25 protein-coding genes and 1 other RNA gene are annotated in these 25,099 nt (G+C 60.7%); 5 read left to right on the plus strand and 21 right to left on the minus strand.

Annotation, left to right across the window (positions count from 1 at the left end; all coding sequences use genetic code 11):
- Positions 1-4 precede the first annotated feature (4 nt).
- The 14 genes from ABV589_RS09560 to rsmI all read right to left on the minus strand — a co-directional run bounded on the left by ABV589_RS09560 (position 5) and on the right by rsmI (position 15,122).
- The gene (locus ABV589_RS09560) at positions 5-979 is read right to left on the minus strand and encodes a D-alanine--D-alanine ligase (protein ID WP_086791637.1); all 975 of its coding nucleotides are present in this window, start codon (positions 977-979) and stop codon (positions 5-7) included.
- Positions 976-2,436: a UDP-N-acetylmuramate--L-alanine ligase gene (murC, locus tag ABV589_RS09565; RefSeq protein ID WP_025109285.1), complete on the minus strand. Its 1,461-nt coding sequence runs from the start codon at positions 2,434-2,436 to the stop codon at positions 976-978. Before murC ends, ABV589_RS09560 begins: the two co-directional genes overlap by 4 nt.
- A complete protein-coding gene (gene murG / locus ABV589_RS09570; RefSeq protein WP_367085678.1) occupies positions 2,429-3,499 on the minus strand; it encodes an undecaprenyldiphospho-muramoylpentapeptide beta-N-acetylglucosaminyltransferase in 1,071 nt (356 codons plus the stop codon). The genes murC and murG overlap by 8 nt, the downstream gene beginning before the upstream one ends.
- Positions 3,489-4,700, minus strand: coding sequence for a putative lipid II flippase FtsW (ftsW, locus tag ABV589_RS09575; protein WP_171061850.1), 1,212 nt, complete (start codon positions 4,698-4,700; stop codon positions 3,489-3,491). Before ftsW ends, murG begins: the two co-directional genes overlap by 11 nt.
- A 2-nt stretch (positions 4,701-4,702) precedes the next feature.
- The gene (murD, locus tag ABV589_RS09580) at positions 4,703-6,049 is read right to left on the minus strand and encodes a UDP-N-acetylmuramoyl-L-alanine--D-glutamate ligase (protein WP_007961632.1); all 1,347 of its coding nucleotides are present in this window, start codon (positions 6,047-6,049) and stop codon (positions 4,703-4,705) included.
- 5 nt (positions 6,050-6,054) lie between these two features.
- Positions 6,055-7,137, minus strand: a complete 1,083-nt coding sequence (gene mraY, locus ABV589_RS09585) for a phospho-N-acetylmuramoyl-pentapeptide-transferase (protein WP_007961631.1) — start codon at positions 7,135-7,137, stop codon at positions 6,055-6,057.
- Positions 7,137-8,504 (minus strand): UDP-N-acetylmuramoyl-tripeptide--D-alanyl-D-alanine ligase, encoded by a 1,368-nt coding sequence (gene murF / locus ABV589_RS09590; protein WP_367085679.1) that lies wholly within the window; start codon positions 8,502-8,504, stop codon positions 7,137-7,139. The genes mraY and murF overlap by 1 nt, the downstream gene beginning before the upstream one ends.
- Positions 8,497-9,960, minus strand: coding sequence for a UDP-N-acetylmuramoyl-L-alanyl-D-glutamate--2,6-diaminopimelate ligase (locus tag ABV589_RS09595; RefSeq protein WP_367085680.1), 1,464 nt, complete (start codon positions 9,958-9,960; stop codon positions 8,497-8,499). Before ABV589_RS09595 ends, murF begins: the two co-directional genes overlap by 8 nt.
- Entirely contained in the window at positions 9,960-11,699 is a 1,740-nt protein-coding gene (locus ABV589_RS09600; protein ID WP_367086184.1) for a penicillin-binding protein 2, read from the minus strand. Before ABV589_RS09600 ends, ABV589_RS09595 begins: the two co-directional genes overlap by 1 nt.
- A complete protein-coding gene (gene ftsL, locus ABV589_RS09605; RefSeq protein ID WP_007961627.1) occupies positions 11,699-11,992 on the minus strand; it encodes a cell division protein FtsL in 294 nt (97 codons plus the stop codon). Before ftsL ends, ABV589_RS09600 begins: the two co-directional genes overlap by 1 nt.
- Positions 11,989-12,930 carry a 16S rRNA (cytosine(1402)-N(4))-methyltransferase RsmH gene (gene rsmH, locus ABV589_RS09610; protein WP_095137381.1) on the minus strand — a complete coding sequence of 314 codons (942 nt, stop codon included), beginning with the start codon at positions 12,928-12,930 and terminating at the stop codon, positions 11,989-11,991. Before rsmH ends, ftsL begins: the two co-directional genes overlap by 4 nt.
- A 2-nt stretch (positions 12,931-12,932) precedes the next feature.
- The gene (mraZ, locus tag ABV589_RS09615) at positions 12,933-13,388 is read right to left on the minus strand and encodes a division/cell wall cluster transcriptional repressor MraZ (RefSeq protein WP_003228026.1); all 456 of its coding nucleotides are present in this window, start codon (positions 13,386-13,388) and stop codon (positions 12,933-12,935) included.
- Positions 13,389-13,789: 401 nt separating this feature from the next.
- Positions 13,790-14,143: RNase P RNA component class A (gene rnpB / locus ABV589_RS09620), an RNA gene on the minus strand.
- A gap of 73 nt (positions 14,144-14,216) precedes the next feature.
- Entirely contained in the window at positions 14,217-15,122 is a 906-nt protein-coding gene (gene rsmI, locus ABV589_RS09625) for a 16S rRNA (cytidine(1402)-2'-O)-methyltransferase (RefSeq protein WP_081794213.1), read from the minus strand.
- 177 nt (positions 15,123-15,299) lie between these two features.
- Between rsmI and ABV589_RS09630 the strand changes: the two genes are divergently transcribed.
- The 4 genes from ABV589_RS09630 (at position 15,300) to ABV589_RS09645 (ending at position 18,746) form a co-directional block, all read left to right on the plus strand.
- Positions 15,300-17,111, plus strand: coding sequence for a penicillin-binding protein activator (locus ABV589_RS09630; protein WP_007961624.1), 1,812 nt, complete (start codon positions 15,300-15,302; stop codon positions 17,109-17,111).
- Entirely contained in the window at positions 17,111-17,473 is a 363-nt protein-coding gene (locus ABV589_RS09635; RefSeq protein WP_007961623.1) for a YraN family protein, read from the plus strand. Before ABV589_RS09630 ends, ABV589_RS09635 begins: the two co-directional genes overlap by 1 nt.
- Positions 17,474-17,577: 104 nt before the next feature.
- Positions 17,578-18,171 (plus strand): phosphoheptose isomerase, encoded by a 594-nt coding sequence (locus ABV589_RS09640; protein ID WP_007961622.1) that lies wholly within the window; start codon positions 17,578-17,580, stop codon positions 18,169-18,171.
- A complete protein-coding gene (locus ABV589_RS09645) occupies positions 18,168-18,746 on the plus strand; it encodes a BON domain-containing protein (RefSeq protein ID WP_007961621.1) in 579 nt (192 codons plus the stop codon). The genes ABV589_RS09640 and ABV589_RS09645 overlap by 4 nt, the downstream gene beginning before the upstream one ends.
- A gap of 134 nt (positions 18,747-18,880) precedes the next feature.
- Here the strand turns inward: ABV589_RS09645 and ABV589_RS09650 are convergent, their stop codons facing one another.
- The 7 genes from ABV589_RS09650 to rplM form a co-directional block, all read right to left on the minus strand.
- Complete coding sequence (locus ABV589_RS09650; RefSeq protein WP_003228047.1) at positions 18,881-19,294, minus strand: ClpXP protease specificity-enhancing factor; 414 nt, start codon at positions 19,292-19,294, stop codon at positions 18,881-18,883.
- A gap of 16 nt (positions 19,295-19,310) precedes the next feature.
- Positions 19,311-19,928 carry a glutathione S-transferase N-terminal domain-containing protein gene (locus ABV589_RS09655; RefSeq protein WP_007961620.1) on the minus strand — a complete coding sequence of 206 codons (618 nt, stop codon included), beginning with the start codon at positions 19,926-19,928 and terminating at the stop codon, positions 19,311-19,313.
- 146 nt (positions 19,929-20,074) lie between these two features.
- On the minus strand, positions 20,075-20,857 hold the full coding sequence (locus tag ABV589_RS09660; protein ID WP_007961619.1) for a cytochrome c1: 783 nt from the start codon (positions 20,855-20,857) through the stop codon (positions 20,075-20,077).
- Entirely contained in the window at positions 20,857-22,068 is a 1,212-nt protein-coding gene (locus tag ABV589_RS09665) for a cytochrome bc complex cytochrome b subunit (protein ID WP_007961618.1), read from the minus strand. The genes ABV589_RS09660 and ABV589_RS09665 overlap by 1 nt, the downstream gene beginning before the upstream one ends.
- Positions 22,068-22,661: a ubiquinol-cytochrome c reductase iron-sulfur subunit gene (gene petA / locus ABV589_RS09670; protein ID WP_003228055.1), complete on the minus strand. Its 594-nt coding sequence runs from the start codon at positions 22,659-22,661 to the stop codon at positions 22,068-22,070. The genes ABV589_RS09665 and petA overlap by 1 nt, the downstream gene beginning before the upstream one ends.
- A gap of 271 nt (positions 22,662-22,932) precedes the next feature.
- A complete protein-coding gene (gene rpsI / locus ABV589_RS09675; protein WP_007961615.1) occupies positions 22,933-23,325 on the minus strand; it encodes a 30S ribosomal protein S9 in 393 nt (130 codons plus the stop codon).
- 14 nt (positions 23,326-23,339) lie between these two features.
- The gene (gene rplM / locus ABV589_RS09680) at positions 23,340-23,768 is read right to left on the minus strand and encodes a 50S ribosomal protein L13 (RefSeq protein WP_003228062.1); all 429 of its coding nucleotides are present in this window, start codon (positions 23,766-23,768) and stop codon (positions 23,340-23,342) included.
- A 244-nt stretch (positions 23,769-24,012) separates the two neighbouring features.
- Here rplM and ABV589_RS09685 point away from each other — a divergent pair, with 244 nt between their 5' ends.
- Positions 24,013-25,053, plus strand: coding sequence for an NADP(H)-dependent aldo-keto reductase (locus ABV589_RS09685; RefSeq protein WP_367085681.1), 1,041 nt, complete (start codon positions 24,013-24,015; stop codon positions 25,051-25,053).
- Positions 25,054-25,099: the final 46 nt, after the last annotated feature.

The following is a 25,099-nucleotide window of genomic DNA, read 5'->3' on the forward strand; positions in this document are numbered from 1 at the left end:
GGTCTTAACCTCGCGCCTCTGTATGACCGGAACCTTCAACACTGGCGGCCAGAATGGCCAGAACCAGTTGCTGGAAGTCCAGACCGGCAGCACGGGCCGCCATCGGCACCAGACTGTGATCGGTCATGCCCGGTGCGGTGTTCACTTCGAGGAACCAGAACTGCCCGTCGGCGTCCTGCATCACGTCTGCCCTGCCCCAACCGGCAATCCCCAGCGCCTCACAGGCCTTGGCCGTGAGATCCATGAGTTCCTGCTCCTTGGCGGCGTCCAGCCCGCACGGAATGCGGTACTGGGTATCGTTGGCGATGTACTTGGCGTCGTAGTCGTAGAACGTGTGCGGTGTACCCAGGGCGATAGGAGGCAACACCTGGTCACGCAGGGTGGCGATGGTGAACTCCGGACCTTGAATCCATTGTTCAACCAAGACTTGCGAATCGTAGGTACTGGCCGCTTTCCATGCGTCGATCAACTCGGACGCAGAACTCACTTTGGCCATCCCGATACTTGAACCTTCATGCGCCGGTTTGACGATCAAAGGGAAGCCCAGTTCCGTCGCCGCGGAAATACAATCGGCTTCGCTGCACAGCACGGCGTGACGCGGCGTCGGAATCCCGAGGCTGTGCCAGACCTGCTTGGTGCGCAGTTTGTCCATCGCCAGTGCCGAGGCAAGGATGCCGCTGCCGGTGTACGGAATGCCGGCGCATTCGAGCAGGCCCTGCATCGAGCCGTCTTCACCGCCACGACCGTGGAGAATGATGAACGCGCGGTCGATCTTTTCATTCAGCAGACGCTGCAGAAAATCCTCGCCGACGTCGATCCCGAACGCGTCCACGCCCGCGCTTTGCAGCGCGTCGAGCACGGCGTTACCGGATTTCAGCGAAACCTCACGCTCGGCACTCATGCCACCGAACAGCACGGCGACCCGGCCGAAGTCTTTCGGCGCGATGGTGGAGAACAGGTTGGCGTAGGCAGCAGTCATTTCAACTTCCCCTCGACCGACGCCGCCACGGCGCCAGCGAACAATTCACTTTTCAACAGCTTCGGCGCGAGACCGCCGATATCCCCGGCGCCCTGGCACAACAGGATGTCGCCGGCACGCAGCAGCGGCTTGACCAGCGGTGCGAGGTCGACACCACGCTCGATGTAGATCGGGTCGAGCTGACCGCGCTGACGAATGCTGTTGCACAGCTTGCGGCTGTCCGCGCCCGGGATCGGCTCTTCGCCGGCCGGATAGACTTCCATCAGCAACAGCACGTTGGCGTCGGCCAGTACATTGACGAAATCGTCGTACAGGTCACGGGTGCGGCTGTAACGGTGCGGCTGGTAGACCATCACCAGACGGCGCTCCGGCCAGCCACCGCGCACGGCTTTGATCACGGCGGCGACTTCGGTCGGGTGGTGACCGTAGTCGTCGACCAGCATCACGTTGCCGCCGTCCACCGGCAGCTCGCCGTAGACCTGGAAGCGTCGACCAACACCCTGGAACCCGGACAGGCCCTGAACGATGGCTTCGTCGCTGACGCCTTCGTCGCTGGCGATGCAGATGGTCGCCAGCGAATTGAGCACGTTGTGGTTGCCCGGCATGTTCACCGACACGTCCAGCGGCTCGCGATCCGGGCGCAGCACGGTGAAGAAAGTCTGCATGCCTTGCTGACGCACATTGATCGCGCGCACGTCGGCGTCTTCGCTGAAGCCGTAGGTCACGGTCGGACGTTTGACCAGCGGCAGGATTTCACGCACCACCGGATCGTCCAGGCACATCACCGCCAAACCGTAGAACGGCAGGTTGTGCAGGAACTCGACGAAGGTTTTCTTCAGTTTGTTGAAGTCACCGTCGTAGGTCGCCATGTGGTCGGCGTCGATGTTGGTGACCACGGCCACCAGCGGTTGCAGGTGCAGGAAACTGGCGTCGCTTTCGTCGGCTTCGGCGATCAGGTAGCGGCTGGTGCCGAGCTGGGCATTGGTGCCCGCCGCATTCAGACGACCACCGATGACGAAGGTCGGGTCCAGACCACCGGCGGCGAACACCGAAGCGATCAGGCTGGTGGTGGTGGTTTTGCCGTGGGTACCGGCGACGGCGATGCCGTGGCGATAGCGCATCAGCTCGGCGAGCATTTCGGCACGCGGCACCACCGGGATGCGGCGCTCAAGGGCGGTCGCCACTTCCGGGTTAGAGGTGTTGACGGCACTCGAGACTACCAGCACGTCGGCGGTCGCAGCGTTCTCGGCGCGGTGGCCGATATAGATGTGCGCGCCGAACGATTCCAGACGCTCGGTCACCGGCGAAGCTTTCAGGTCGGAACCGGACACTTCATAGCCCAGGTTCAACAACACTTCGGCAATCCCGCACATGCCCACGCCGCCGATACCGACGAAGTGGATGCGACGGATGCGGCGCATTTCCGGTTGTGGCATGGCTTTCTGATTCTCAACCATGGGCCACCTCCAGGCAGGTATCGACCACGCTACGGGTGGCATCGGGTTTGGCCAGACGGCGGGCCGCTTGGGCCATTTCTTCGAGTCGTTGCGGTTGCATCAAGACCTCTGTCAGGCGCGCGGCAAGGTCCGCGGCACCAGTCGTTCTTTGTGGCATCACGAAGGCTGCGCCTTCACGGGCCAAATAATCGGCGTTGCGGGTCTGGTGATCGTCGATCGCGTGGGGCAAAGGCACCAGCATCGAGGGCAGACCAACGGCAGCCAGCTCACTGATGGTCAGCGCGCCAGCGCGGCACACCACCAGGTCAGCCCAGCCATAGGCCTGGGCCATGTCTTTGATGAACGGCTGCACCTGCGCATCCACGCCGGCAGCGCGATAGCGCTCTGCAGTCACTTCATCGTGGTTTTTGCCGGCCTGATGAAACACTTCCGGACGCAAATCGGCAGGGACTTGCGCCAGGGCTTCAGGCAGCAACTTGTTCAACGGTTCTGCGCCCAGGCTTCCGCCGAGGATCAGCAAACGCGCTTTGCGGCCGGCCAGAGCCGGTCGCGATGTTTCGCGGAACAGCTCGCTGCGCACCGGGTTTCCGGTGGTACGGCGGGTGTCCGACAGAGTAAAGGTGTCGGGGAACGCTTCACACACCCGGGCGGCGAACGGCACCAGCAACCGATTGGCGGTGCCGGCCACGGCGTTCTGCTCGTGAACGATCACCGGCACACCAGCCAGTTTCGCGGCAATCCCGCCAGGCCCGGTCACATAACCACCGAAGCCGACCACGCAGACCGGACGCAGCTTGCGAATCACCGCCCGCGCCTGCCACACCGACTTGAGCAACATGAACGGTGCCTTGAGCAGCGACAGCTTGCCCTTGCCACGCAACCCGGTGGCATTGATGCGGTGCAGTTCAAGACCGGCAGCCGGCACCAGTTCGTTTTCGATCCCGCGTGGCGTGCCGAGCCAGTGCACGGTGTAGCCGCGCGCCTGGAATTCGCGGGCACAGGACAGCGCCGGGAACACGTGGCCGCCGGTGCCGCCGGCCATGATCAATACGTTAGCGCCCATGGTTCGGCTCCTCGGCGAAGTCGCTCTCATGGAACTCCATCTCTTCACTGCCCAGGTGGGTCCGACTCTCCCACTCGATCCTCAGCAACAAGCCGAGGCAGGCGCAGCAGATCACCAGGGAACTGCCGCCATAACTGAGGAACGGCAGGGTCAGGCCCTTGGTCGGCAGCAGGCCGACGTTCACCCCGATGTTGATCAGGAACTGACCGATCCACAGGAACGACAGACCGTAAGCCACATAAGCAGCGAAGAACTGCTTGGCTTTTTCCGCCCACAAACCGATGTACATGCCACGGATACACACGAACACGAACAGCGCGACGGTGCACAGCGAACCGACGGCGCCCAGCTCTTCGGCCAGCACCGAGAACACGAAGTCGGTGTGCGCTTCCGGCAGGTAGAACTGTTTCTGCACGCTGTTGCCGAGGCCAACGCCCAGCCACTCACCGCGACCGAAGGCGATCAATGCCTGCGACAACTGGTAACCGGCGCCGAACTGGTCAGCCCACGGGTCGGCGAAGTTGGTCAGACGCGCCATCCGGTACGGCTGCATCTGAATCAGCAAGACCACGGCCCCGACTGCCAGCACCACCATCAGCGAGAAGCGGAACAACCCGACTCCGCCGAGAAACAGCATCGCCGCCGCAGCCCCCATCATTACCACGGTGGCACCGAAGTCCGGCTCCATCAGCAACAGGCCCGCCATCGGCAGCAGCACGATGAACGGCTTGAAGAAGCCCATCCAGCTCTCGCGCACTTCTTTCTGCCGACGTACCAGATAACCGGCGAGGTAGATCACCACAAACACCTTGGCGATCTCGGACGGCTGCACGTTAAAGAAGCTGAAACCGATCCAGCGCATCGACCCGTTCACTTCACGGCCGATCCCCGGGACGATCACCATCACCAGCAGACCGAATGCGCCGATCAGCATCATCCAGCCCAGACGCTGCCAGGTGGCGATCGGAATCATCATGGTGATGATGCACGCGCCCAAGCCCAGCGCCACGTAGATCAGGTGGCGAATCATGTAGTACAGCGCGCTGCCCGACTGCGCCGCCGCCACTTCGGTGGAGGCCGAGGCGATCATGATCAGGCCCAGGCCCAGCAGTGCCAGGCAACCGGCGAGCATCGGGAAGTCGAGGTCGATGCCACGGCCGGTGATGATCGGCGACGGGTACGGCTTGATGATATTGCGCAGGCTCATGCCAGATCCTCCACGGCGCGGACGAACTGGTGACCACGGTCTTCGTAATTCTTGAACATGTCGAAACTGGCGCAGGCCGGCGACAGCAGCACCACGTCACCCGGTTGGGCGACCGCGCGGCATTGCGCAACGGCGTCGACCAGCGAGGTCGCGCGAATCAGCGGCACGGCGTCACCGATGGCCTCGCCGATCTTGTCGGAGTCGCGGCCCATCAGGATCACGGCGCGGCAGTTGGCCGCCACCGGATCGCGCAAATCGTTGAACTCGGCACCCTTGCCATCGCCGCCGGCAATCAGCACGACTTTGCCGTCGATATCCGCACCCAGGCCTTCGATGGCAGCCAGAGCGGCGCCGACGTTGGTGGCCTTGGAATCGTTGTAGTAACCGACGCCGTCGAGATCACGCAGCCACTGGCAGCGGTGTTCGAGGCCGGTGAAGTTGCGCAGGGCATCAAGCATGGCGTCGAACGGCAGGCCGACCGCATGCCCCAGCGCCAGCGCCGCGAGGGCGTTCGCCTGGTTATGCGCGCCACGCACTTTCAGTTCGCGCACCGGCATCAGGTTCTGGAATTCGAAGGCCAGGTATTTCTCGCCGTCTTCTTCGCGCAGGCCGAAAGCCTTGAAATCCGGTTTGTTCAAGCCGAAGGTCCAGCACGGCTGGCCCTCGCCGATCAGCGGACGGCTGAGTGCGTCCTGACGGTTGACCACGAACTGCTTGGCGCCACGGAAGATCCGGTGCTTGGCCAGGTGATACGCCGGCAGGCCGCTGTAGCGGTCCATGTGGTCTTCGCTGATGTTGAGCACGGTGGCCACTTCAGCGTTGAGCTGGTCGGTGGTTTCCAGCTGGAAGCTCGACAGCTCCATCACGTACAGCTCGACGTCATCGCTGAGCAATTCCAGCGCTGGCGTACCGAGGTTGCCGCCGACCGCGACGCGTTTGCCGGCCGCAGCCGCCATCTCGCCGACCAGAGTGGTGACGGTGCTTTTCGCGTTGGAACCGGTGATGGCCACGATCGGCGCCCGCGCGTTACGCGCGAACAGCTCGATATCGCCGGCCATTTTCACGCCACGGGCGGCAGCGGCTTGCAGGGCCGGGGTCGCCAGCGCCAGGCCGGGGCTCACGTAAAGCTCGTCGGCACGGCACAGGAATTCGACGTCCAGCTCGCCACAACGCACTTCCACGTGCGGATAGTCACGCTTGAGCGTGGCCAGTTCCGGTGGATTGTCCCGCGTATCGGCGACGGCAAACGACACGCCCCGGTTCGCCAGGAAGCGAACCAGGGACATGCCGCTCTTGCCGAGGCCGACAACGATGCGGAAGTGGTCAGAAGCGATCAGAGACACTCGTTCTACCTCAGCTTCAGGGTGGCAAGGCCGATCAGCACGAGAATCACGGTGATGATCCAGAAACGGACGATCACGCGTGGCTCGGGCCAGCCCTTGAGTTCAAAGTGATGATGAATCGGTGCCATGCGGAACACGCGGCGACCGGTCATTTTGAAAGAAGCCACCTGGATGACCACCGACAGGGTTTCCATCACGAACACGCCGCCCATGATGAACAGGACGATTTCCTGACGGACGATCACGGCGATGGTGCCCAGTGCCGCGCCGAGTGCCAGAGCACCGACGTCGCCCATGAACACTTGCGCCGGGTAAGTGTTGAACCAGAGGAATCCGAGGCCGGCACCGATCAGTGCGCCGCAGAATACGATCAGTTCGCCCGCGCCCGGCACGTAAGGAATCAGCAGGTATTCGGCGAATTTCACGTTACCCGACAGGTAGCAGAAAATCCCCAGACCGCCGCCGACCATCACGGTCGGCATGATCGCCAGACCGTCGAGGCCGTCAGTCAGGTTGACCGCGTTGCTCGAGCCGACGATCACGAAGTAGGTCAGCACGATGAAACCGGCGCCCAGCGGAATGCTGTAGTCCTTGAGCATCGGCAGGATCAGGGTGGTTTCCACCGGCGTGGTCGCGGTCATATAAAGGAAGATCGCCGCGCCCAGACCGAACACCGACTGCCAGAAATACTTCCAGCGGCTTGGCAAGCCACGGGAGTTCTTCTCGATCACCTTGCGGTAGTCGTCGACCCAGCCGATGGCGCCGAACAGCAGGGTCACCAGCAGCACGACCCACACGTAGCGGTTGCTGAGGTCAGCCCACAGCAGGGTGCTGACACCGATGGAAGACAGAATCAGTGCGCCACCCATGGTCGGCGTACCCGACTTGGACAGGTGCGATTGCGGGCCGTCGTTACGAACGGACTGGCCGATCTGACGGTTCTGCAGGGTGCGGATCATCCACGGGCCATAGCACAGCGACAAAACCAGCGCGGTCAGCACACCGAGGATCCCGCGCAGGGTCAGGTACTGGAAGACCGCGAAGCCTTTGTAGAACTGTTGCAGATACTCCGCTAGCAGCAGCAGCATTAATGTTTCTCCAGACTGGACCCGCACAGAGCCGCAACGATGTTTTCCATCGCTGCACTGCGCGAACCCTTGATCAAAATGGTGGTGTTTGTGTCCTGCTCGGCGTCGAGGGCCTGGATCAGTTCGGCTTGCGTGCCGAAGTGATGCGCCTCTTTACCGAATGCGTTCACGGCGTGGACCATGTTCGGCCCGACCGCGTAAAGCGCGGAAACCTTGCCCCGGGCGTATTCGCCCACGTCGCGGTGCCCCTGCTCCGCCCAGTCGCCCAACTCGCCGATATCTCCGAGCACCAGGACGGTGCGGCCGGAAAAGCCGGCGAGTATATCAACGGCAGCGCACATGGAGGTGGGGTTTGCGTTGTAAGTGTCATCGATCACGCGCATGCCGTTCTTCGCCAGTTGCGCGACGGTGCGACCCTTGACCGGTTGTACCGCGCCAAGCCCGGTGGCAATGCCGAACAGCGACACGCCCAGGGCGTGAGCGGCAGCGGCAGCGGCCATGGCGTTGGCGACGTTGTGGGTGCCGAGCAGGTTCAGTTGAACGTGCTCCACACCTTCAGGTGTATGCAGGTTGAACGCCGGGCAACCCCGGGCATCGGTGCTCAGATCGCTGGCGTGGAAATCTGCCTGAGGATTGTTCAGGGAGAAGGTCAGCACCTTGCGTGCGCCGGCGCGGAGCTTCCAGATGCCGAAAGCCTTGTCATCGAGGTTGAGCACAGCGACGCCATCCGCTGCCAGCCCGTCGATGATCTCGCCTTTGGCTTCGACGATTTTTTCCGGCCCGCCGAACTCGCCAACGTGGGCGGTACCGGCGTTGTTGAGGATCGCCACGTGCGGCTTGGTCAGCCCGACGGTGTAGGCGATTTCACCCAGACGCGAAGCGCCCAGTTCGATCACGGCGGCGGTGTGTTCCGGGGCCAGTTCGAGCAGGGTCAGCGGTGCGCCGAGATCATTGTTCAGATTGCCGCGCGTCGCCAGCACCGGACCGCGGGTACGCAGGATGCTCGCGAGCATTTCCTTGACCGTGGTCTTGCCGCTGGAGCCGGTGATGGCCGCAACGGGCTGGGTGAACGCGGCACGGTTCAACGCACCCAACTGGCCGAGGGCCTGGCGGGTGTCCTTGACCAGCAGTTGCGGCAGGGTGCTATCGGGCACTTCGCGCTCGACCAGTGCCGCCACCGCACCTTTGCCGGCGACATCGTTCAGATAGTCGTGACCATCGAAGCGCGGGCCAGTCAGGGCAATAAACAATTGGCCAGCGGTGATCGCGCGGCTGTCAATGCTGACGCCATCAAAACTGGCGTCGGTGCTGATCAGACGTGCGTCGAGCACGTTGGTCAGCTCGCTCAATTTCAGCGCCTTAAGCATGGGCCACCTCCCACGCGGTGAGGGCATGATCGGCCTCGACCAGATCGGAAAAAGCGTGCCGCTCGCCGTTGATTTCCTGATAGTCCTCGTGACCTTTACCGGCCAGCACGATCACGTCATCCGCCGAAGCACCGGCGATCAGTTGGGCAATCGCCTGACCGCGACCGGCGACGAAAGTAACTTTATCCACAGCGCTGAAGCCGGCGCGAATGTCGTCGAAAATCTGTGCTGGATCTTCCGTGCGCGGGTTGTCATCGGTGACCAGTACGCGATCAGCCAGACGCTCGACCACTTCGGCCATCAGCGGACGCTTGCCGCGATCACGATCACCGCCACAGCCGAACAGGCACAGCAACTGGCCTTTGACGTGTGGGCGCAATGCAGTCAGAACCTTTTCCAGCGCATCCGGGGTGTGGGCGTAATCGACCACCACCAGCGGCTGAGTGCCGCCACCCAGACGCTGCATGCGTCCGGCCGGGCCTTCGAGTTTCGGCAGCACCTTGAGAATTTCGTCGAGGGCATAGTCCAGACCGAGCAAGGCACCGACCGCGGCCAATACGTTGCTCAGGTTGAAACGGCCCAGCAGCGTGCTGCGCAGGTGATGTTCGCCCTGCGGCGTGACCAGCGTGGCGCGTACACCGTGGTCATCGAACTGCGCTTCACGGCAGAACAGATAAGCACTGCTGTCGAGCAGGCTGTAGGTGATCAGCCGCGACTCGCGTTTTTCAGCGGCCAGTTGCCGACCGAAATCGTCGTCGAGGTTGACCACGCGGCACTTCAGATCATTCCAGGCGAACAGCTTGGCCTTGGCCTCGGCGTACGCCTGCATGGTGCCGTGATAATCCAGATGATCGCGGGACAGATTGGTCATCACCGCGACGTCGAACGCCAATGCAGTGACCCGGCCCTGATCCAGACCGTGTGACGACACTTCCATGGCCACGGCTTTGGCCCCGGCCTTTTTCAGGTCGCCCAGAGTCGCTTGCACGGCGATCGGGTTCGGCGTGGTATGCAGACCGCTTTCCAGCGCGCCATGGAAGCCGGAACCCAGCGTGCCGACAATGCCGCAGTGCTGACCGAGCAGATCGAGTGCCTGCGCGACCAGTTGGGTCACGCTGGTCTTGCCGTTGGTGCCAGTGACGCCAATCAGGTTCAGGTGATGGCTCGGCTCGCCATAAAAGCGCCCGGCAATATCGGACAGCTGCGCCGCCAGGCCTTTGACCGGAATCAACGGCACTTCGGTGATCGGCAGCACGGTGGCGCCTTCCACTTCATAGGCAACCGCCGCCGCGCCGCGCTGCAAGGCATCGGCGATGTGCGCACGGCCATCGAACTTGCCGCCCGGCACGGCGAGGAACAGGTCACCCGCGCGTACGTTGCGGCTGTCCAGCGCCAGTTCACGGATCAGCAGATCGTGGCCGGCGTGGGGGAATATCTTGTTCAGACTAAGAGACATCAGCCGCGCCCTCCATTGGCTTTCAGCGGAACGACCGGGGTGGCGTTGGCCTGTTGGGTGGTCGGCAGGTTGTCCGGGGTCACGTTCATCAGACGCAGGGTGCCGGACATCACACGGCTGAACACCGGCGCCGACACCAGACCACCGAAGTAACCGGCCTTGGACGGTTCATCGATCACCACCACGATGGCGTAACGCGGATCGCTCATCGGGCCGAAACCGGCGAACAGCGAGCGGTACGAGTTTTCGGCGTAGCCCTTGGTGCCCACCGACGTTTTGCGTGCAGTACCCGACTTGCCGGCCACGTGATACGCCGGCACCTGCGCACGGAACACGCCGCGCGGTGCTTCGATCACTTGCTGCAGCATGCCCTGCATGGTTTTCGCGACCGCTTCTGGCAGCACTTGAGTGGTCTGCGGCGGCTTGTCGGTTTTGATCAGGGTCAGCGGCGCGAGACGACCGTTGTTGGCCAGCGCCGAGAATGCGTGAACCAGCTGGATCGCGGTCACGGAAATACCGTAGCCGTAAGACAGCGTCGCGGTTTCAGCCTTGCGCCAGTCGCGGTAGTTCGGCAGGTTGCCGACACGCTCGCCCGGGAAGCCCAGACCGGTATCCTGGCCGAGGCCGACTTTCTGTGCGAGACGGTAAATGGTCTCGCCACCGATATCGAACGCGACCTTGCTCATGCCGACGTTACTGGAATTGATCAGGATGCCGGTCATGTCCAGCACCGGGCCTTCGGTCTTGGAAACGTCCTTGATCGTGTACTTGCCGATCTGCAGGGACCCCGGATACACCTCGACGGTGTCGCTCGGCTTCCAGCGGCCGGACTCGATGGCGGCGCTCATCGAGATCGCTTTCATGGTCGAACCCGGTTCGAACACGTCGATCATCGCGCGGTTACGCATCATCGCCGGTTGCAGGTTGCGACGGTTGTTCGGGTTGTAGGTCGGCTGGTTGACCATGGCGAGAATCTCGCCGGTCTTCACGTCCATGATCACCAGGCTGCCGGCCTTGGCGCCGTTCTCAATGATCGCGTTGCGCAGCTCGCGGTTGGCCAGGTATTGCAGGCGCAGGTCAATCGACAACGCCAAGGGCTTGCCGGCCTTGGCGTTCTTGGTGACCTGGACATCCTTGATCAGCCGACCGCGCCGATCCTTGATGACCTGCCGCTTGCCCGGCACCCCGGCCAGCCACTCGTCGTAGGCCAGCTCGACGCCTTCGCGCCCGTGATCGTCAATGTCGGTAAAGCCGACCATGTGCGCGGTGACTTCACCAGCCGGATAGAAGCGGCGGAATTCTTCGATGCCGTAAACGCCCGGCACTTTCAGGTCGAGCACAGCCTGGCCCTGCTCGGGGGTCAGCCCGCGCACCAGATAAATGAATTCTTTGTTGGCTTGCGCTTCGAGGCGTTCAGTCAGGGCTTTCGGGTCCTGACCCAGCGCGGCGGCCAGTGCTGGCCACTTCTCTTTGGCGGTCTGCATTTCCTTGGCGTTGGCCCACAGGGTGGTCACCGGGGTACTCACGGCCAACGGCTCGCCGTTACGGTCGGTGATCAGACCACGGTGCGCAGGAATCGGAATATGACGCAAGCTGCGCGCGTCGCCCTGCCCCTTGAGGAAGTCACGATCAACCACTTGCAGGTCAATGATGCGCCAGCAGATCGCCGCGACCATCACGCCGAGCAGGGCCACCATCAGGCGGAAGCGCCACGGGAAAAGTGCGCCTTCGAGTTTCATCATGGCGCCACCATCTTCACGTCAGCCGCGCCAGGGATGTGCATTTTCAGTTGTTCGGTGGCCAGCACTTCGATGCGGCTGTGCGCAGTCCAGGTGCTTTGCTCGAGAATCAGGCGCCCCCACTCGGCCTGCGCCTTGTCGCGCACGCTGAGTTCGTTATAAAGATTGTTGAGCAACTGCCGGTTCCAGTGCGCGCTGTAAGACACGCCGATGGCCGACACGAGCACGCCGATAAACAGCAGCAGCATGATAAAGCTGCCGCCTGGCAGGGGCTTGGCGAAAAGCTTGCTCACCGCAACTTCTCCGCGACACGCATGACAGCGCTACGGGAACGTGGGTTGGCTTTGAGTTCGGCGTCGGAGGCCGTCTGCGCTTTGCCGTGAATTTTGATTTTCGGTTCGAACGCCACGTGGCGCACGGGCAGGTTGCGCGGCAGGTTGTCGGCTTCGCCTTTCACCAGCTTGCGCATGAACAGTTTGACGATGCGGTCTTCCAGCGAGTGGAAGCTGATGACCACCAGACGGCCACCGATTTCCAGAGCATCCAGCGCGGCTTCGAGGCCGGCTTCCAGATCGCCCAGTTCGTTGTTGACGTGAATGCGCAACCCCTGGAACGCACGGGTCGCCGGGTTCTTGCCCTTCTCCCACGCCGGGTTGGCGACTTTCAAGACTTCGGCCAGATCAGCGGTGCGCTCGAACGGCTTGATGTCGCGGCGCTCGGCCACGGCACGGGCCATGCGCCCGGAGAAACGTTCTTCGCCGTATTCCTTGAACACCCGGGCGATTTCTTCCACCGGTGCGGTGTTGACGAATTCGGCGGCGCTGATGCCACGAGACGGATCCATGCGCATGTCCAGCGGGCCGTCATTGAGGAAACTGAAGCCGCGCTCGGCGTCATCCAGCTGCGGCGACGACACACCGAGGTCGAGCAGGATACCGCTGACCTTGCCGCTCAGACCCTGCTCGGCAACCACCGAACCCAGCTCGGCAAAGCTGCGCTGCACAACGACAAAGCGGCCGTCTTCGGCCGCTAGCGTTTGCCCGGTGGCAATCGCTTGTGGATCTTTGTCGAACCCGATGAGTCGACCGTCCGTCCCGAGCTGGCTGAGGATCAGCCGACTGTGCCCGCCGCGCCCGAACGTACCGTCCAGATAGCAGCCATCAGGACGTACGGCGAGAGCCTCGACGGCTTCGTCAAGCAGTACGGTGATGTGGTTAAAGCCGCTATCAATAGTCACAGGATCAAATCACGCAGTTCGTCAGGCATGGCGCCCGGTTGTTGAATAGCAGCAAGGTCAGCGGCAGACACCGCGTTCCATGCATCCTCGTCCCACAATTGGAACTTGTTCAGTTGGCCCACCAGCATCGCTTTCTTATCAAGCTTTGCGTATTCGCGCAGACGCGGCGGAACCAGAAAACGACCACTGCCGTCGAGTTCGAGGTCGACGGCATTACCAATCAATAAACGCTGCAGGCGACGGTTCTCTTCGCGAAGCGAAGGGAGTGCGCGCAACTTGGTTTCAATGATTTCCCACTCGTCGAGCGGGTAGACACACAGGCACGGATCAACGGCATCAATGGTCACGATCAATTGGCCGGAACTACGCGAAACGAGCTCGTCACGGTACCGGCTCGGCATGGCGAGACGGCCCTTTGCATCGAGACTGATAGCGTTAGCTCCGCGAAACACGTCAGCGTTTCTCCAATTTTTATCGTTTTGAGCTCAAAAAACCCACTTCATGCCACTTTCCGCCACTTGCGCACACTATAGGAATGCGCCCACCACACCGTCAAGGCGCGGATCAAAGGAAAACCCTTACAGAACGGAGATTTAGGAGCTTAAAAGGAGGGGTAACGACAATTTGGCGGATACTTTCGACCAATAACTTGATGCAACACGGAAAGCTGCGCTCGGAAGTTAAAGTAATTTGTTAAGAGTAAGATTTTTTCGGTATTACAAAAGCGCTTCTGCTGTTGATTGAAGCAAGGTGGGAAATGGCTATTACTGCATGTGCCGCTGCCGGACTTTAGCGCAGGCCTGCCGATAATAACCAGCCCTGATGCCATTGATTCAAGCAGGGAAAGAAAAAGGTGGAGAGTCGATCTGTAAGCCGGGTTCTGTCTTGAACAGTCATTCGTCTACGATGGCCATCACTGGACATCTTTAGCAACCTACCCGGTCCCAGCGCGGGCCACGCCTTGGGACCCTATTTGGTCTTGCTCCAAGTGGGGTTTACCTAGCCACGAACTGTTGCCAGACGTGCGGTGCGCTCTTACCGCACCTTTTCACCCTTACCGGCGCCGAAGCGCTTAGGCGGTTATTTTCTGTGGCACTTTCCGTAGGCTCACGCCTCCCAGGCATTACCTGGCACTTCGCCCTATGGAGCCCGGACTTTCCTCCCCCCCCTAATTTTCATAGAGGGCAGCGACTGTCCGATCGACTCTCCGCCGCGCAGGTTAACGGCAGAGCGCCCGAAGAACAAGCGCTAATAGCCGTGAAACCCGTCTGCGCGACGGGTTACTCGCCCTTCTGCTGATCCAGTGCGACCTGATACAGGACGTTTTTGCGCTCGCCGGTGATTTGCGCGGCCAGGGCGGCAGCACGCTTGAGCGGCATCTCTTCGAGCAACAGATTGAGCACGCGCATCGCTTCGCTGCTGACCGCATCTTCGGACTCCGGTGCAGACCAACCCGCCACCAGCACCACGCACTCGCCGCGCTGCTGATTGCTGTCGGACTCGACAAATGCACGCAGCTCGGCCAGCGGCAGGCCTTTGAGCGTCTCGAAGGTCTTGGTGATTTCCCGGGCCAGCAACGCCTGACGCTCGCCACCGAACACCGCTTCCATATCCTGCAGGCATTCGAGAATGCGATGCGGGGCCTCGTAGAAAATCAGCGTGCGCGGCTCCTCCTTGACTGCTTCCAGACGCGCCTTGCGCCCCACCGACTTGGCCGGCAGGAAGCCTTCGAAGATGAACCGGTCGGAGGGCAGCCCCGCCGCCGACAGCGCCGCGATCAACGCACAGGCACCCGGCACCGGCACCACATTGATCCCTGCCGCCCGCGCCTGACGCACCAGGTGGTAACCCGGATCGGAAATCAGTGGCGTCCCGGCATCGGAAATCAGCGCGACGTTATCGCCCGCCAGCAAACGGGTAATAAAGCGGCTACCTTCATCACGTTCGTTGTGTTCATGGCAGGCTGCCAACGGCGTGGAAATGCCGAAGTGCTGCATCAGTCGCGCCGAGTGCCGCGTGTCTTCAGCGGCGATCAACGCCACTTCGCGGAGGATTTTCAGGGCCCGGGCGCTGATGTCGTCCAGGTTGCCGATGGGCGTCGCCACCACATAAAGCGAGCCAGCAGCGGAATTCAAAGGACCTGGAGCAGTCAAAGCGCACACCTCGTGTTCGGTAAAAGCCGGCATTGTAACGCGTCACGAGGCTTGCGAACCGTATGCGCCGAGCGCGGTTTTGCACGCAGTTGTGCGCCGCCGCAACATTTACTCCAGCTAAATTGATTGATTCACGCCAGTAACATCGCGCCCCGGCCAGTGCTTGGGTACAATTCCACGCTAATTTGATCGAGTATCAGGAACACTTACATGATCGCTTGCCTGCGGCTGTTCACTGCCCTCTGCCTCGCTGCCTTGCTGGCGGCCTGCGCCAGTTCCCCTTCCTCCAGCCTTGGCGAACTCCCACGGACTCCGGATGCCAGCATCGAGCAACTGCTCGAACAGGCTACCCAGGCCAAGACGCCGGAAAAAGCCGCCCTGTTGCGCCTGAGCGCGGCAGACCTGGCTTATCGCCAGGGCAATGCGGGCCAGTCCGCGCAGATCCTGCAACAAGTGCCGATGGAGCAGTTGAAGCCGGGCCAGCAGATCTTCGCCAGCACCCTGTCCGCTGAACTGGCGATGACCCGCAATCAGCCGAAAGCTGCGCTGACCGCCCTGAGCCATCCGAGCCTGCAGCACCTGAGCGAAATGCCGGAAGATCAGCAAGTGCGCACTGGCACCGTGCATGCCCGCGCACTGGAAGCCGACGGCCAGACCCTGGCTGCCGCTCGCGAGCGCATTTTCATCGCGCCAATGCTCAAAGACGAAGCCGCAAGCAAGAACCACGAAGCGATCTGGACCCTGATCGCTTCGCTGCCGACCGATCAGCTGCAACCCAACACCGCCGATGATCTTGGCGGCTGGATGGGCCTGGCCCTGGCCGTGAAAACCGCCGGTACTCTGGAACAGCAGCAAGCGGCGATCGATGCCTGGCGCGCGCAGAATCCAAAACACCCCGCTGCGATCAACCTGCCGTTGCCCCTGACCAAACTCAAGGAACTGGCCAGCCAGCCCCTGAGCAAGATTGCCCTGCTGCTGCCGCAAGACGGCCCGCTGGCCTCGGTCGGCAAGGCCCTGCGTGAAGGCTTCATGGCGGCGCACTATCAAGCGCAACAGGCCGGCCAGAAGCCGCCCGCCATCGAGTTCTACGACAGCTCCAAGCTGACCTCGATGGACGAGTTCTACCGCAAGGCCCAGGCTGATGGCGTGCAACTGGTGGTCGGCCCGCTGGAAAAACCACTGGTCAAACAACTGAGCACCCGTCCGCAACTGCCAATCACCACCCTCGCGCTGAACTACAGCGAAGGTGATCAAGGTCCGGCGCAACTGTTCCAGTTTGGTCTGGCCGCTGAAGACGAAGCCCGCGAAGTCTCGCGCCGTGCCCGCGCCGACGGCCTGCATCGCGCCGCCATCATGGTGCCGAAAGGTGAATGGGGCGATCGCGTACTGCGTGCGTTCAGCCAGGACTGGCAAGCCAATGGCGGCAGCATCGTTGCCACCGAACGTGTCGATCAGCCGGTGCAACTGGCCCAGCAGATCGCCGACATGTTCCAGCTGCGTCAAAGCGAAGCCCGCGCCAAGAGCCTGCAGAACGCTGCCGGCACCAACGTAGCCGCGCAGCCGTCACGCCGTCAGGACATCGAATTCATCTTCCTGGCCGCCACGCCGCAGCAGGCGCAGCAGATCAAGCCGACCCTGAACTTCCAGTACGCCGGTGACGTTCCGGTTTACGCGACTTCCCACGTGTACAGCGCCAGTGGCGATGTGAACCAGTACAACGACATGAACGGTGTGCGTTTCTGCGAAACCCCATGGTTGCTGGAAACCAGCGACCCGCTGCGTCAGCAAGTGGTTGCGCAATGGCCACAGGCCGCCGGCAGCCTCGGTCGTCTGTACGCGATGGGCGTGGATGCCTATCGCCTGGCACCACGCCTGGGTCAACTCAAGGCCCTGCCGGACAGCCGCATCGAGGGTGAGTCCGGCAGCCTCGGCATGACCCAGACCCAGCGCGTTGTACGCCAACTGCCTTGGGCGCAGTTCGTCAGCGGTCAGGTTCAGCGCCTGCCGGACACCCCGCGCTGATGCCCGACGGCTCGCACCTGCAAAGCGGCAAGGATGCCGAGCGCCAGGCGCTCGAGCATCTGCAACACCAGGGTCTGCGCCTGCTGGCGCAGAACTGGTCATGCAAACGGGGCGAGCTTGATCTGGTCATGCTTGATGGCGATACAGTAGTATTCGTCGAAGTCCGCTACAGAAAAAACACTCAATGGGGTGGCGCGCTCGCTAGCATCGATGAGCGCAAACGACAGAAACTGATTTTCGCCGCGCAGTATTTTCTTCAGCGCGAGTCACGCTGGGCCGATTCCCCTTGCCGCTTCGACGTGGTGGCCATCGACAGGCACCCGGATCAGTTGAACTGGTTGCAGAATGCGTTCGATGGTTGATTCCCTGCACACCACCCCGGACACTTTCACCGACAATTTTTGCTCTTTGCTTTGCGGGCTGCACATTCACGTGCCGAACAGCCGCGCTACTTAAGGTCACACAGATGGACATGCAATCCCGAATTCGCCAGCTTTTCCAGGCCAGTATCGACACCAAGCAACAGGCGATGGACGTACTTGCACCGCACATCGAGCAAGCCAGCCAGATCATGGTCAATGCCCTGCTCAACGAAGGCAAAATGCTTTCGTGCGGCAACGGCGGCTCTGCCGGCGACGCCCAGCACTTCTCCTCGGAGCTGCTCAACCGCTTCGAGCGCGAACGCCCGAGCCTACCGGCCATCGCCCTGACCACCGACAGCTCGACGATCACCTCGATCGCCAACGACTACAGCTACAACGAAGTGTTCTCCAAGCAGATCCGCGCACTGGGTCAGCCAGGCGATGTATTGCTGGCGATTTCGACCAGCGGTAACTCGGCAAACATTATTCAGGCGATCCAGGCCGCACATGATCGCGAAATGATTGTCGTAGCATTGACTGGCCGCGATGGCGGCGGCATGGCTTCGCTGCTGCTGCCTGAAGATGTCGAGATTCGCGTACCGGCCCATGTCACTGCACGTATTCAGGAAGTCCATCTGCTGGCGATCCATTGCCTCTGCGATCTGATCGACAGCCAACTGTTCGGGAGTGAAGAATGACCCCTAATCGCCTTGGCCTTCTGGCCTTGACCCTGTGCCTCGGCATCAGCGGCTGCACCTCGGTGGTGAATGCCAGCCGCGAGGCGCCGATTGAAGACGACCGCGGCACCCGAACCTTCGGCAGTAAAATCGACGACTCGCTGATCGAGACCAAAGTCGGCGTCAACGTGGCCAAGGCCGACCCTGGCCTGGACAAGGACTCGCATATCGTCGTCACCAGCTTCAACGGCGTGGTGCTGCTCGCCGGCCAGACGCCGCGCGAAGACCTCAAAGCCAAGGCCGAACAGGCCGCCGCCAACGTCCAGCGCGTGAAGAAGGTGCACAACGAGCTGCAAGTGATTGCGCCATCGAGCTTCCTCGCCCGCCAGAACGACGCCTGGCTGACCACCAAGATCAAGACCCAGATGCTGACCGATGCCAGCATTCCCGGCTCGCGCATCAAAGTCGTGACCGAGAATGGCATCGTCTATCTGCTGGGCCTGCTGACCAAGCAGGAAGCGCAACAGGCGACCAATCTGGTGCAGAGCGTTTCCGGCGTGCAGAAAATCGTGAAGCTGTTCGAATACATCGACTGACGTACACTTCTGTAGGAGCTGTCGAGTGAAACGAGGCTGCGATCTTTTGATCGTCAAAAACAAGATCAAAAGATCGCAGCCTGCGGCAGCTCCTACGTAATAAAAAAGGCGACCCTCTCGGGTCGCCTTTTTTATTACTTCACCACCTTCAAACTTGGCCGGCCGCTTGGGCGCGGCGGCTCGCTGTCCGGTGGCGGCAAGTCGTCATCGGGCTCGATATCGTCTTCGTCATCCATCGGCGACTCGAGATCGAACACCATGCCCTGCCCGTTCTCCCGGGCATAGATACCCAGGATCGCACTGATCGGCACATACAGGCTGTGCGGAACGCCACCGAAGCGACCCTCGAAGGTCACCACGTCGTTGTCCATGTGCAAGTGACGCACGGCGCTGGGCGAAATGTTCAGGACGATCTGCCCGTCACTGGCGAAACCCTGCGGCACCTGCACCGCCGGGTATTCGGAATTGACCAGCATGTGCGGGGTGCAATCGTTATCCACAATCCACTCGTAGAGCGCGCGGACCAGATAAGGTCGACTGGAGTTCATAGCGGCTCCTTAAGCCTTAGCGCATATCGCGTTCGACGCCAGACAGACTCGCCTGGAAAGCCTCACGCGCAAACTGGCGCTCCATATAATCAAGCAGCGGCTTGGCCGGCCGCGGCAGTTCAATACCCAGAATCGGCAAACGCCAGAGTATTGGCAATAGGCAGCAATCCACCAGACTTTGTTCCTCACTGAGGAAAAACGGCTTGTCGGCAAACAGCGGCGACACGCCCGTCAGGCTTTCACGCAATTCCTTGCGCGCCACGACACGCGCGGCCTCCTTGGACTTGGGATCAAGAATCAGATCCACCAGACCACACCAGTCACGCTGAATACGATGAATCAGCAGACGGCTGTTGGCACGCGCCACCGGATAAACCGGCATCAGTGGCGGATGCGGGTAACGCTCATCCAGATATTCCATCACCACGGTCGACTCCCACAACGCCAGGTCGCGATCGACCAGTGTCGGGAGACTGCCGTAAGGGTTCACCTCAATCAGTTTAGGCGGCTGGCGACCAGCTTCCACGTAAATGATTTCGGCGCTGACACCCTTCTCTGCAAGCACGATGCGCACTCGGTGGGAATAGTGGTCGGCGGGGTCGGAGTAACAGGCCAACCGATTGGTCACGCCCATGGCGATCCTCCTCGCTTGTTGAAATGATCGGAACCGGAAAAACGCGCGCGCCCAGAGGGCGCCTCCCGCAATGCCTGGCGAACCAGACCTTGCGTTATCGGAGGCGCCCTTGGGCGCGCGCGATTAACAGCAATGCTTGAAGCGTATCAGTGCACGTCTTTCCAGTATTCACGCTTGAGCAGGTAGGCGAACACAAAGAAGAACGCCAGGTACAGCAAGACGTAAGTACCGATGCGCTGATGTTGCAGCTTAACCGGGTTAGCCGAGTAAGCCAGGAAGGTTACCAGATTCTTGACCTTCTCATCGAACTGCTCTTCGTTCAGAGCACCGGTTTTCGGCACGATGGTCAACTGATCGCACGCTTCATGGGTCAGCGGCGTACCGGTCAGCGGATCGTATTGCTTCTTGCCGTCTTCGACGATCTGCACTTGCTTGCAGCCCACCACCTGACGACCTTGCAGGCCGACCAGCACGTTAGGCATGCCGACGTTCGGGAAGACCTTGTTGTTCACGCCCCATGGGCGCGCCGGATCTTCGTAGAACGAGCGCAGGTAACCGTAGAGCCAGTCAGTACCACGCACGCGAGCCACCAGGGTCAGGTCCGGCGGAGCAGCACCGAACCAGGTCTTGGCGTCCGCTGGCTGCATGCCGATGTTCATGTGGTCGCCGATCTTGGCGCCGGTGAACACCAGCTTCTCGAGCATCATGTCGTGGGGAATGCCGAGGTCATCGGCCACCCGCTCGTAACGCTGGAACTTGGCACTGTGGCAACCCATGCAATAGTTGGCGAAGGTCCGCGCACCATCTTGCAGGGCAGCCTTGTCAGACACGTCGATATCGACTTTTTCCAGCTCCGGGCCACCGTGTTCGGCGGCGAAAGACAGCACTGGCAGAGCAGCAAAAATCAGAGCAAAAAATAACTTTTTCATCAGCCAGTCACCCTTTCCGGAACCGGTTTGGTCTTCTCGAGCCTGGTGTAGAACGGCATCAGAATGAAGTAGGCGAAGTACAGGAAGGTGCAGACCTGCGACACCAGCGTGCGCTCCGGCGTCGGAGCGAGTACGCCCAGAATGCCGAGGATCACGAACGCGATGCAGAACACCACCAGCCAGATCTTGCTCATCCAGCCCTTGTAGCGCATCGATTTGACCGGACTGCGATCCAGCCATGGCAGCACGAAGAGCAAGGCAATCGAGGCGCCCATGGCGATAACGCCCATGAGTTTGTCCGGGATCGCACGCAAGATCGCGTAGAACGGCGTGAAGTACCAGACCGGGGCAATGTGCTCAGGCGTCTTGAACGGGTTGGCTTGCTCGAAGTTTGGTTTTTCGAGGAAGTAGCCGCCCATTTCCGGGAAGAAGAACACGATAAAGCAGAAGATGAACAGGAACACCACTACGCCGACAATGTCTTTCACGGTGTAGTACGGGTGGAAGGCAATGCCGTCCAGCGGCACACCGTTTTCGTCTTTGTGCTTCTTGATGTCGACGCCATCCGGGTTGTTCGAACCGACTTCGTGCAGCGCCAGAATGTGCAGCACCACCAGACCCAGAATCACGATCGGCAGCGCCACGACGTGCAGGGCGAAGAAGCGGTTCAGGGTGATTCCAGAGATCAGGTAGTCACCACGAATCCACTGGGTCAGGTCGTTGCCGATCACCGGAATAGCACCGAACAGCGAGATGATCACCTGGGCACCCCAGTAGGACATCTGGCCCCACGGCAGCAGGTAACCCATGAACGCTTCAGCCATCAGCGCCAGGTAGATCAGCATGCCGAACACCCAGACCAGTTCGCGTGGTTTCTGATACGAACCGTAGAGCAGGCCACGGAACATGTGCAGATAGACCACGATGAAGAACGCCGAGGCGCCAGTTGAGTGCAGCAGACGCAGGATCGAGCCGTACTCGACGTCGCGCATGATGTATTCGACGGAAGCGAATGCCTCTTCTGCCGACGGGGTGTAGCTCATCGTCAGCCAGACACCGGTGACGATCTGGTTGACCAGCACCAGCAGTGCCAGCGAGCCGAAGAAATAGAAGAAGTTGAAGTTTTTTGGCGCGTAATACTTGCTGAGATGGTCTTCCCACATTTTGGTCGCGGGGAAGCGCGCATCAACCCAATCCATGAACTTGCTCATCACGCTTTCTCCGTATCGACGCCAATGACAATCAGGTCATCGGTCTCATAGGAATGCGGGGGAACTGGCAGGTTCAAAGGCGCAGGTTGCGACTTGTAGACGCGGCCAGCCAGATCGTAGTGGGAACCGTGGCAAGGGCAGAAATAGCCGCCGACCCAGTCTTTACCCAGATCCGCAGGCGCCACTTCGGGACGGAAGGTTGGTGAGCAACCCAGGTGAGTGCAGATCCCGATCAGCAGCAGAATTTCCGGCTTGATCGAACGCACTTCAGGGTCGACATAGGTAGGTTGCGTGGAGTTTTTGGAAGTCGGATCGGAGAGCTGGCCCTCGATCTTTTTGAGATTCCCCAGGATTTCCGCAGTACGGCGGACAATGAACACCGGCTGGCCGCGCCACTCGGCAATCATTTGCTGTCCTGGCTCGATCTTGCTGACATTCACTTTCACCGGTGCACCGGCGGCTTTCGCCTTGGCACTGGGAAACCATGACCCCACGAACGGGACCGCAGCCCCCACCGCTCCTGCAGCACCCACCACGGATGTGGCTGCTACCAAGAAGCGACGCCGGCCTGCATTCACGCCGTCATTGCTCATTCAGTCCTCTCCCATCAGCTTTGTGGCCTGTTAAATCAGGCATCTACTAAATAAATCAATGTTACTTATAAAAATTTTGCCGAGATGGTAATGAAAAGCCCCAATTCTGACAAGGGAATTACCCGGAGCTCACACCCTCAAGCCTTGCAGTATAGGGGGTCTACGAATGTGGCAAGTTGTCACAGCGCAATTCTTTTGATAAATCGCAGGCATAAAAAAACGCCCGGTTCCGTGAGGAATCGGGCGTTCTTTTTTGAACGTGGAAGCGGAATTAACGCTTCGAGTACTGCGGACGCTTACGCGCTTTACGCAGACCAACTTTCTTACGTTCAACTTCACGGGCGTCGCGAGTAACGAAGCCAGCTTTGCGCAGAGCGCTACGCAGGGTTTCGTCGTAATCCATCAGAGCGCGAGTGATGCCGTGGCGGATTGCGCCAGCCTGACCACTTACACCACCACCGATGACAGTGACGTAGATGTCGAACTTCTCGACAGTCTCGGTCAGTTCCAGCGGCTGACGAACTACCATGCGGGCAGTTTCGCGGCCGAAGAACGAGTCCAGGGAGCGGTTGTTGATGGAGATGTTACCAGTACCCGGACGCAGGAAAACGCGTGCGGTTGCGGTCTTGCGACGGCCAGTGCCGTAATTTTGAGTCGCCGACATAATGAACTATTCCGTTAAATCTTCAGTTCTTGGGGCTGCTGAGCAGTATGAGGGTGTGCAGCGCCCGCATAGACTTTCAGCTTACGGTACATGTCACGACCCAGCGGGTTCTTAGGCAGCATGCCTTTAACCGCGGTCTCGATCACGCGCTCAGGGGCCTTGGCGATCAGCTTTTCAAAGTTGATCGACTTGATGCCGCCCGGGAAACCGGAGTGGGAGTAGTACATTTTGTCAGTGGTTTTAGCGCCGGTTACACGGATCTGCTCGGCGTTGATTACGACGATGTAGTCGCCGGTGTCAACGTGAGGAGTGTACTCAGGCTTGTGCTTGCCACGCAGACGGCTCGCGATTTCGGTGGCCAGACGACCCAGGGTCTGACCAGCAGCGTCGACGACAAACCAGTCGCGCTTTACTGTTTCCGGTTTAGCAGTAAAAGTTTTCATTCTTTATAGCCTCAGGGGCCGCCTGTAAATAAGACGGCGGATCTTACTGAATAGTGCGTACTTTGACAAGTCAAAGGCAGCCGGATACAGACGCTTTCGGGGGCTCGGGTCGGCGCGTCCGTTCAACGGCAAGATTCTTCGGCGGCGGCGCATCACTTCCACTGCAGAAAGAGGTCGGCAATTATGCAGATTGCGAAAAAATTTTCAACCTGCTTTTATGATTGTTTTGCCCAAGGAGCACCCGATGGACTATCGCCAGCTAGGCCGTACCGACCTGAACGTGAGTGCAATCTGCCTCGGCACCATGACCTGGGGCGAGCAAAACACTGAAGCTGAAGCCTTCGCCCAGATCGAGCGGGCCAAAGAGGCCGGGATCAATTTCATCGACACCGCCGAGATGTACCCGGTGCCGCCGAAAGCCGAAACCTACGCCACCACCGAGCGCTACATCGGCAATTATTTCAAAAGCCGTGGTGATCGTGCCGACTGGATCCTCGCCAGCAAGATCGCCGGCCCCGGCAACACCATCGACTACATCCGCGACAAAAACCTGCGCCATAACCGCCAGCACATCACCGCCGCGGTGGATGCCAGTCTCGAGCGCCTGCAGACCGATTACATCGACCTGTATCAATTGCACTGGCCGGAACGCAGCACCAACTTCTTCGGCCAACTGGGCTACAAACACAAGATCGAAGCCAACCTGACGCCGCTCGAAGACACCCTCGAAGCGCTCGACGAGCAAGTGAAGGCCGGCAAGATACGCCACATCGGTCTGTCCAACGAGACGCCATGGGGCACCATGCGTTTCCTCGCTCTGGCCGAAGCCCGTGGCTGGCCGCGTGCGGTGTCGATCCAGAACCCGTACAACCTGCTCAACCGCAGCTTTGAAATCGGCCTGGCGGAAATCGCCATCCGCGAACAATGCGGCCTGCTCGCCTATTCGCCGCTGGCGTTCGGTTTCCTGTCCGGCAAGTACGAAGGTGGCGCTCGCCCACCGAAAGGTCGCCTGAGCCTCTACAGCCGCTTCAGCCGCTATTTCAACGCGCAATCGGAAGCCGCCTGCAGCCGTTACGTGGCGCTGGCCCGAGAACACGGTCTGGACCCGGCGCAAATGGCTTTGGCGTTCGTCACCCAGCAACCGTTCGTCACCAGCAACATCATTGGTGCGACGACACTTGAGCAACTGGACAGCAACATTGCCAGTTTTGATCTGAAACTTTCCGATGAAGTGCTGGCGGGGATCGAGGCGATTCACAAGGATCATCCGAACCCGGCGCCATAAGTAAAAAGATCGCAGCCTTCGGCAGCTCCTACAGGGTTCACACCGA

Origin of the sequence: Pseudomonas sp. HOU2, from assembly GCF_040729435.1 — a bacterium.
Lineage (GTDB): Bacteria > Pseudomonadota > Gammaproteobacteria > Pseudomonadales > Pseudomonadaceae > Aquipseudomonas.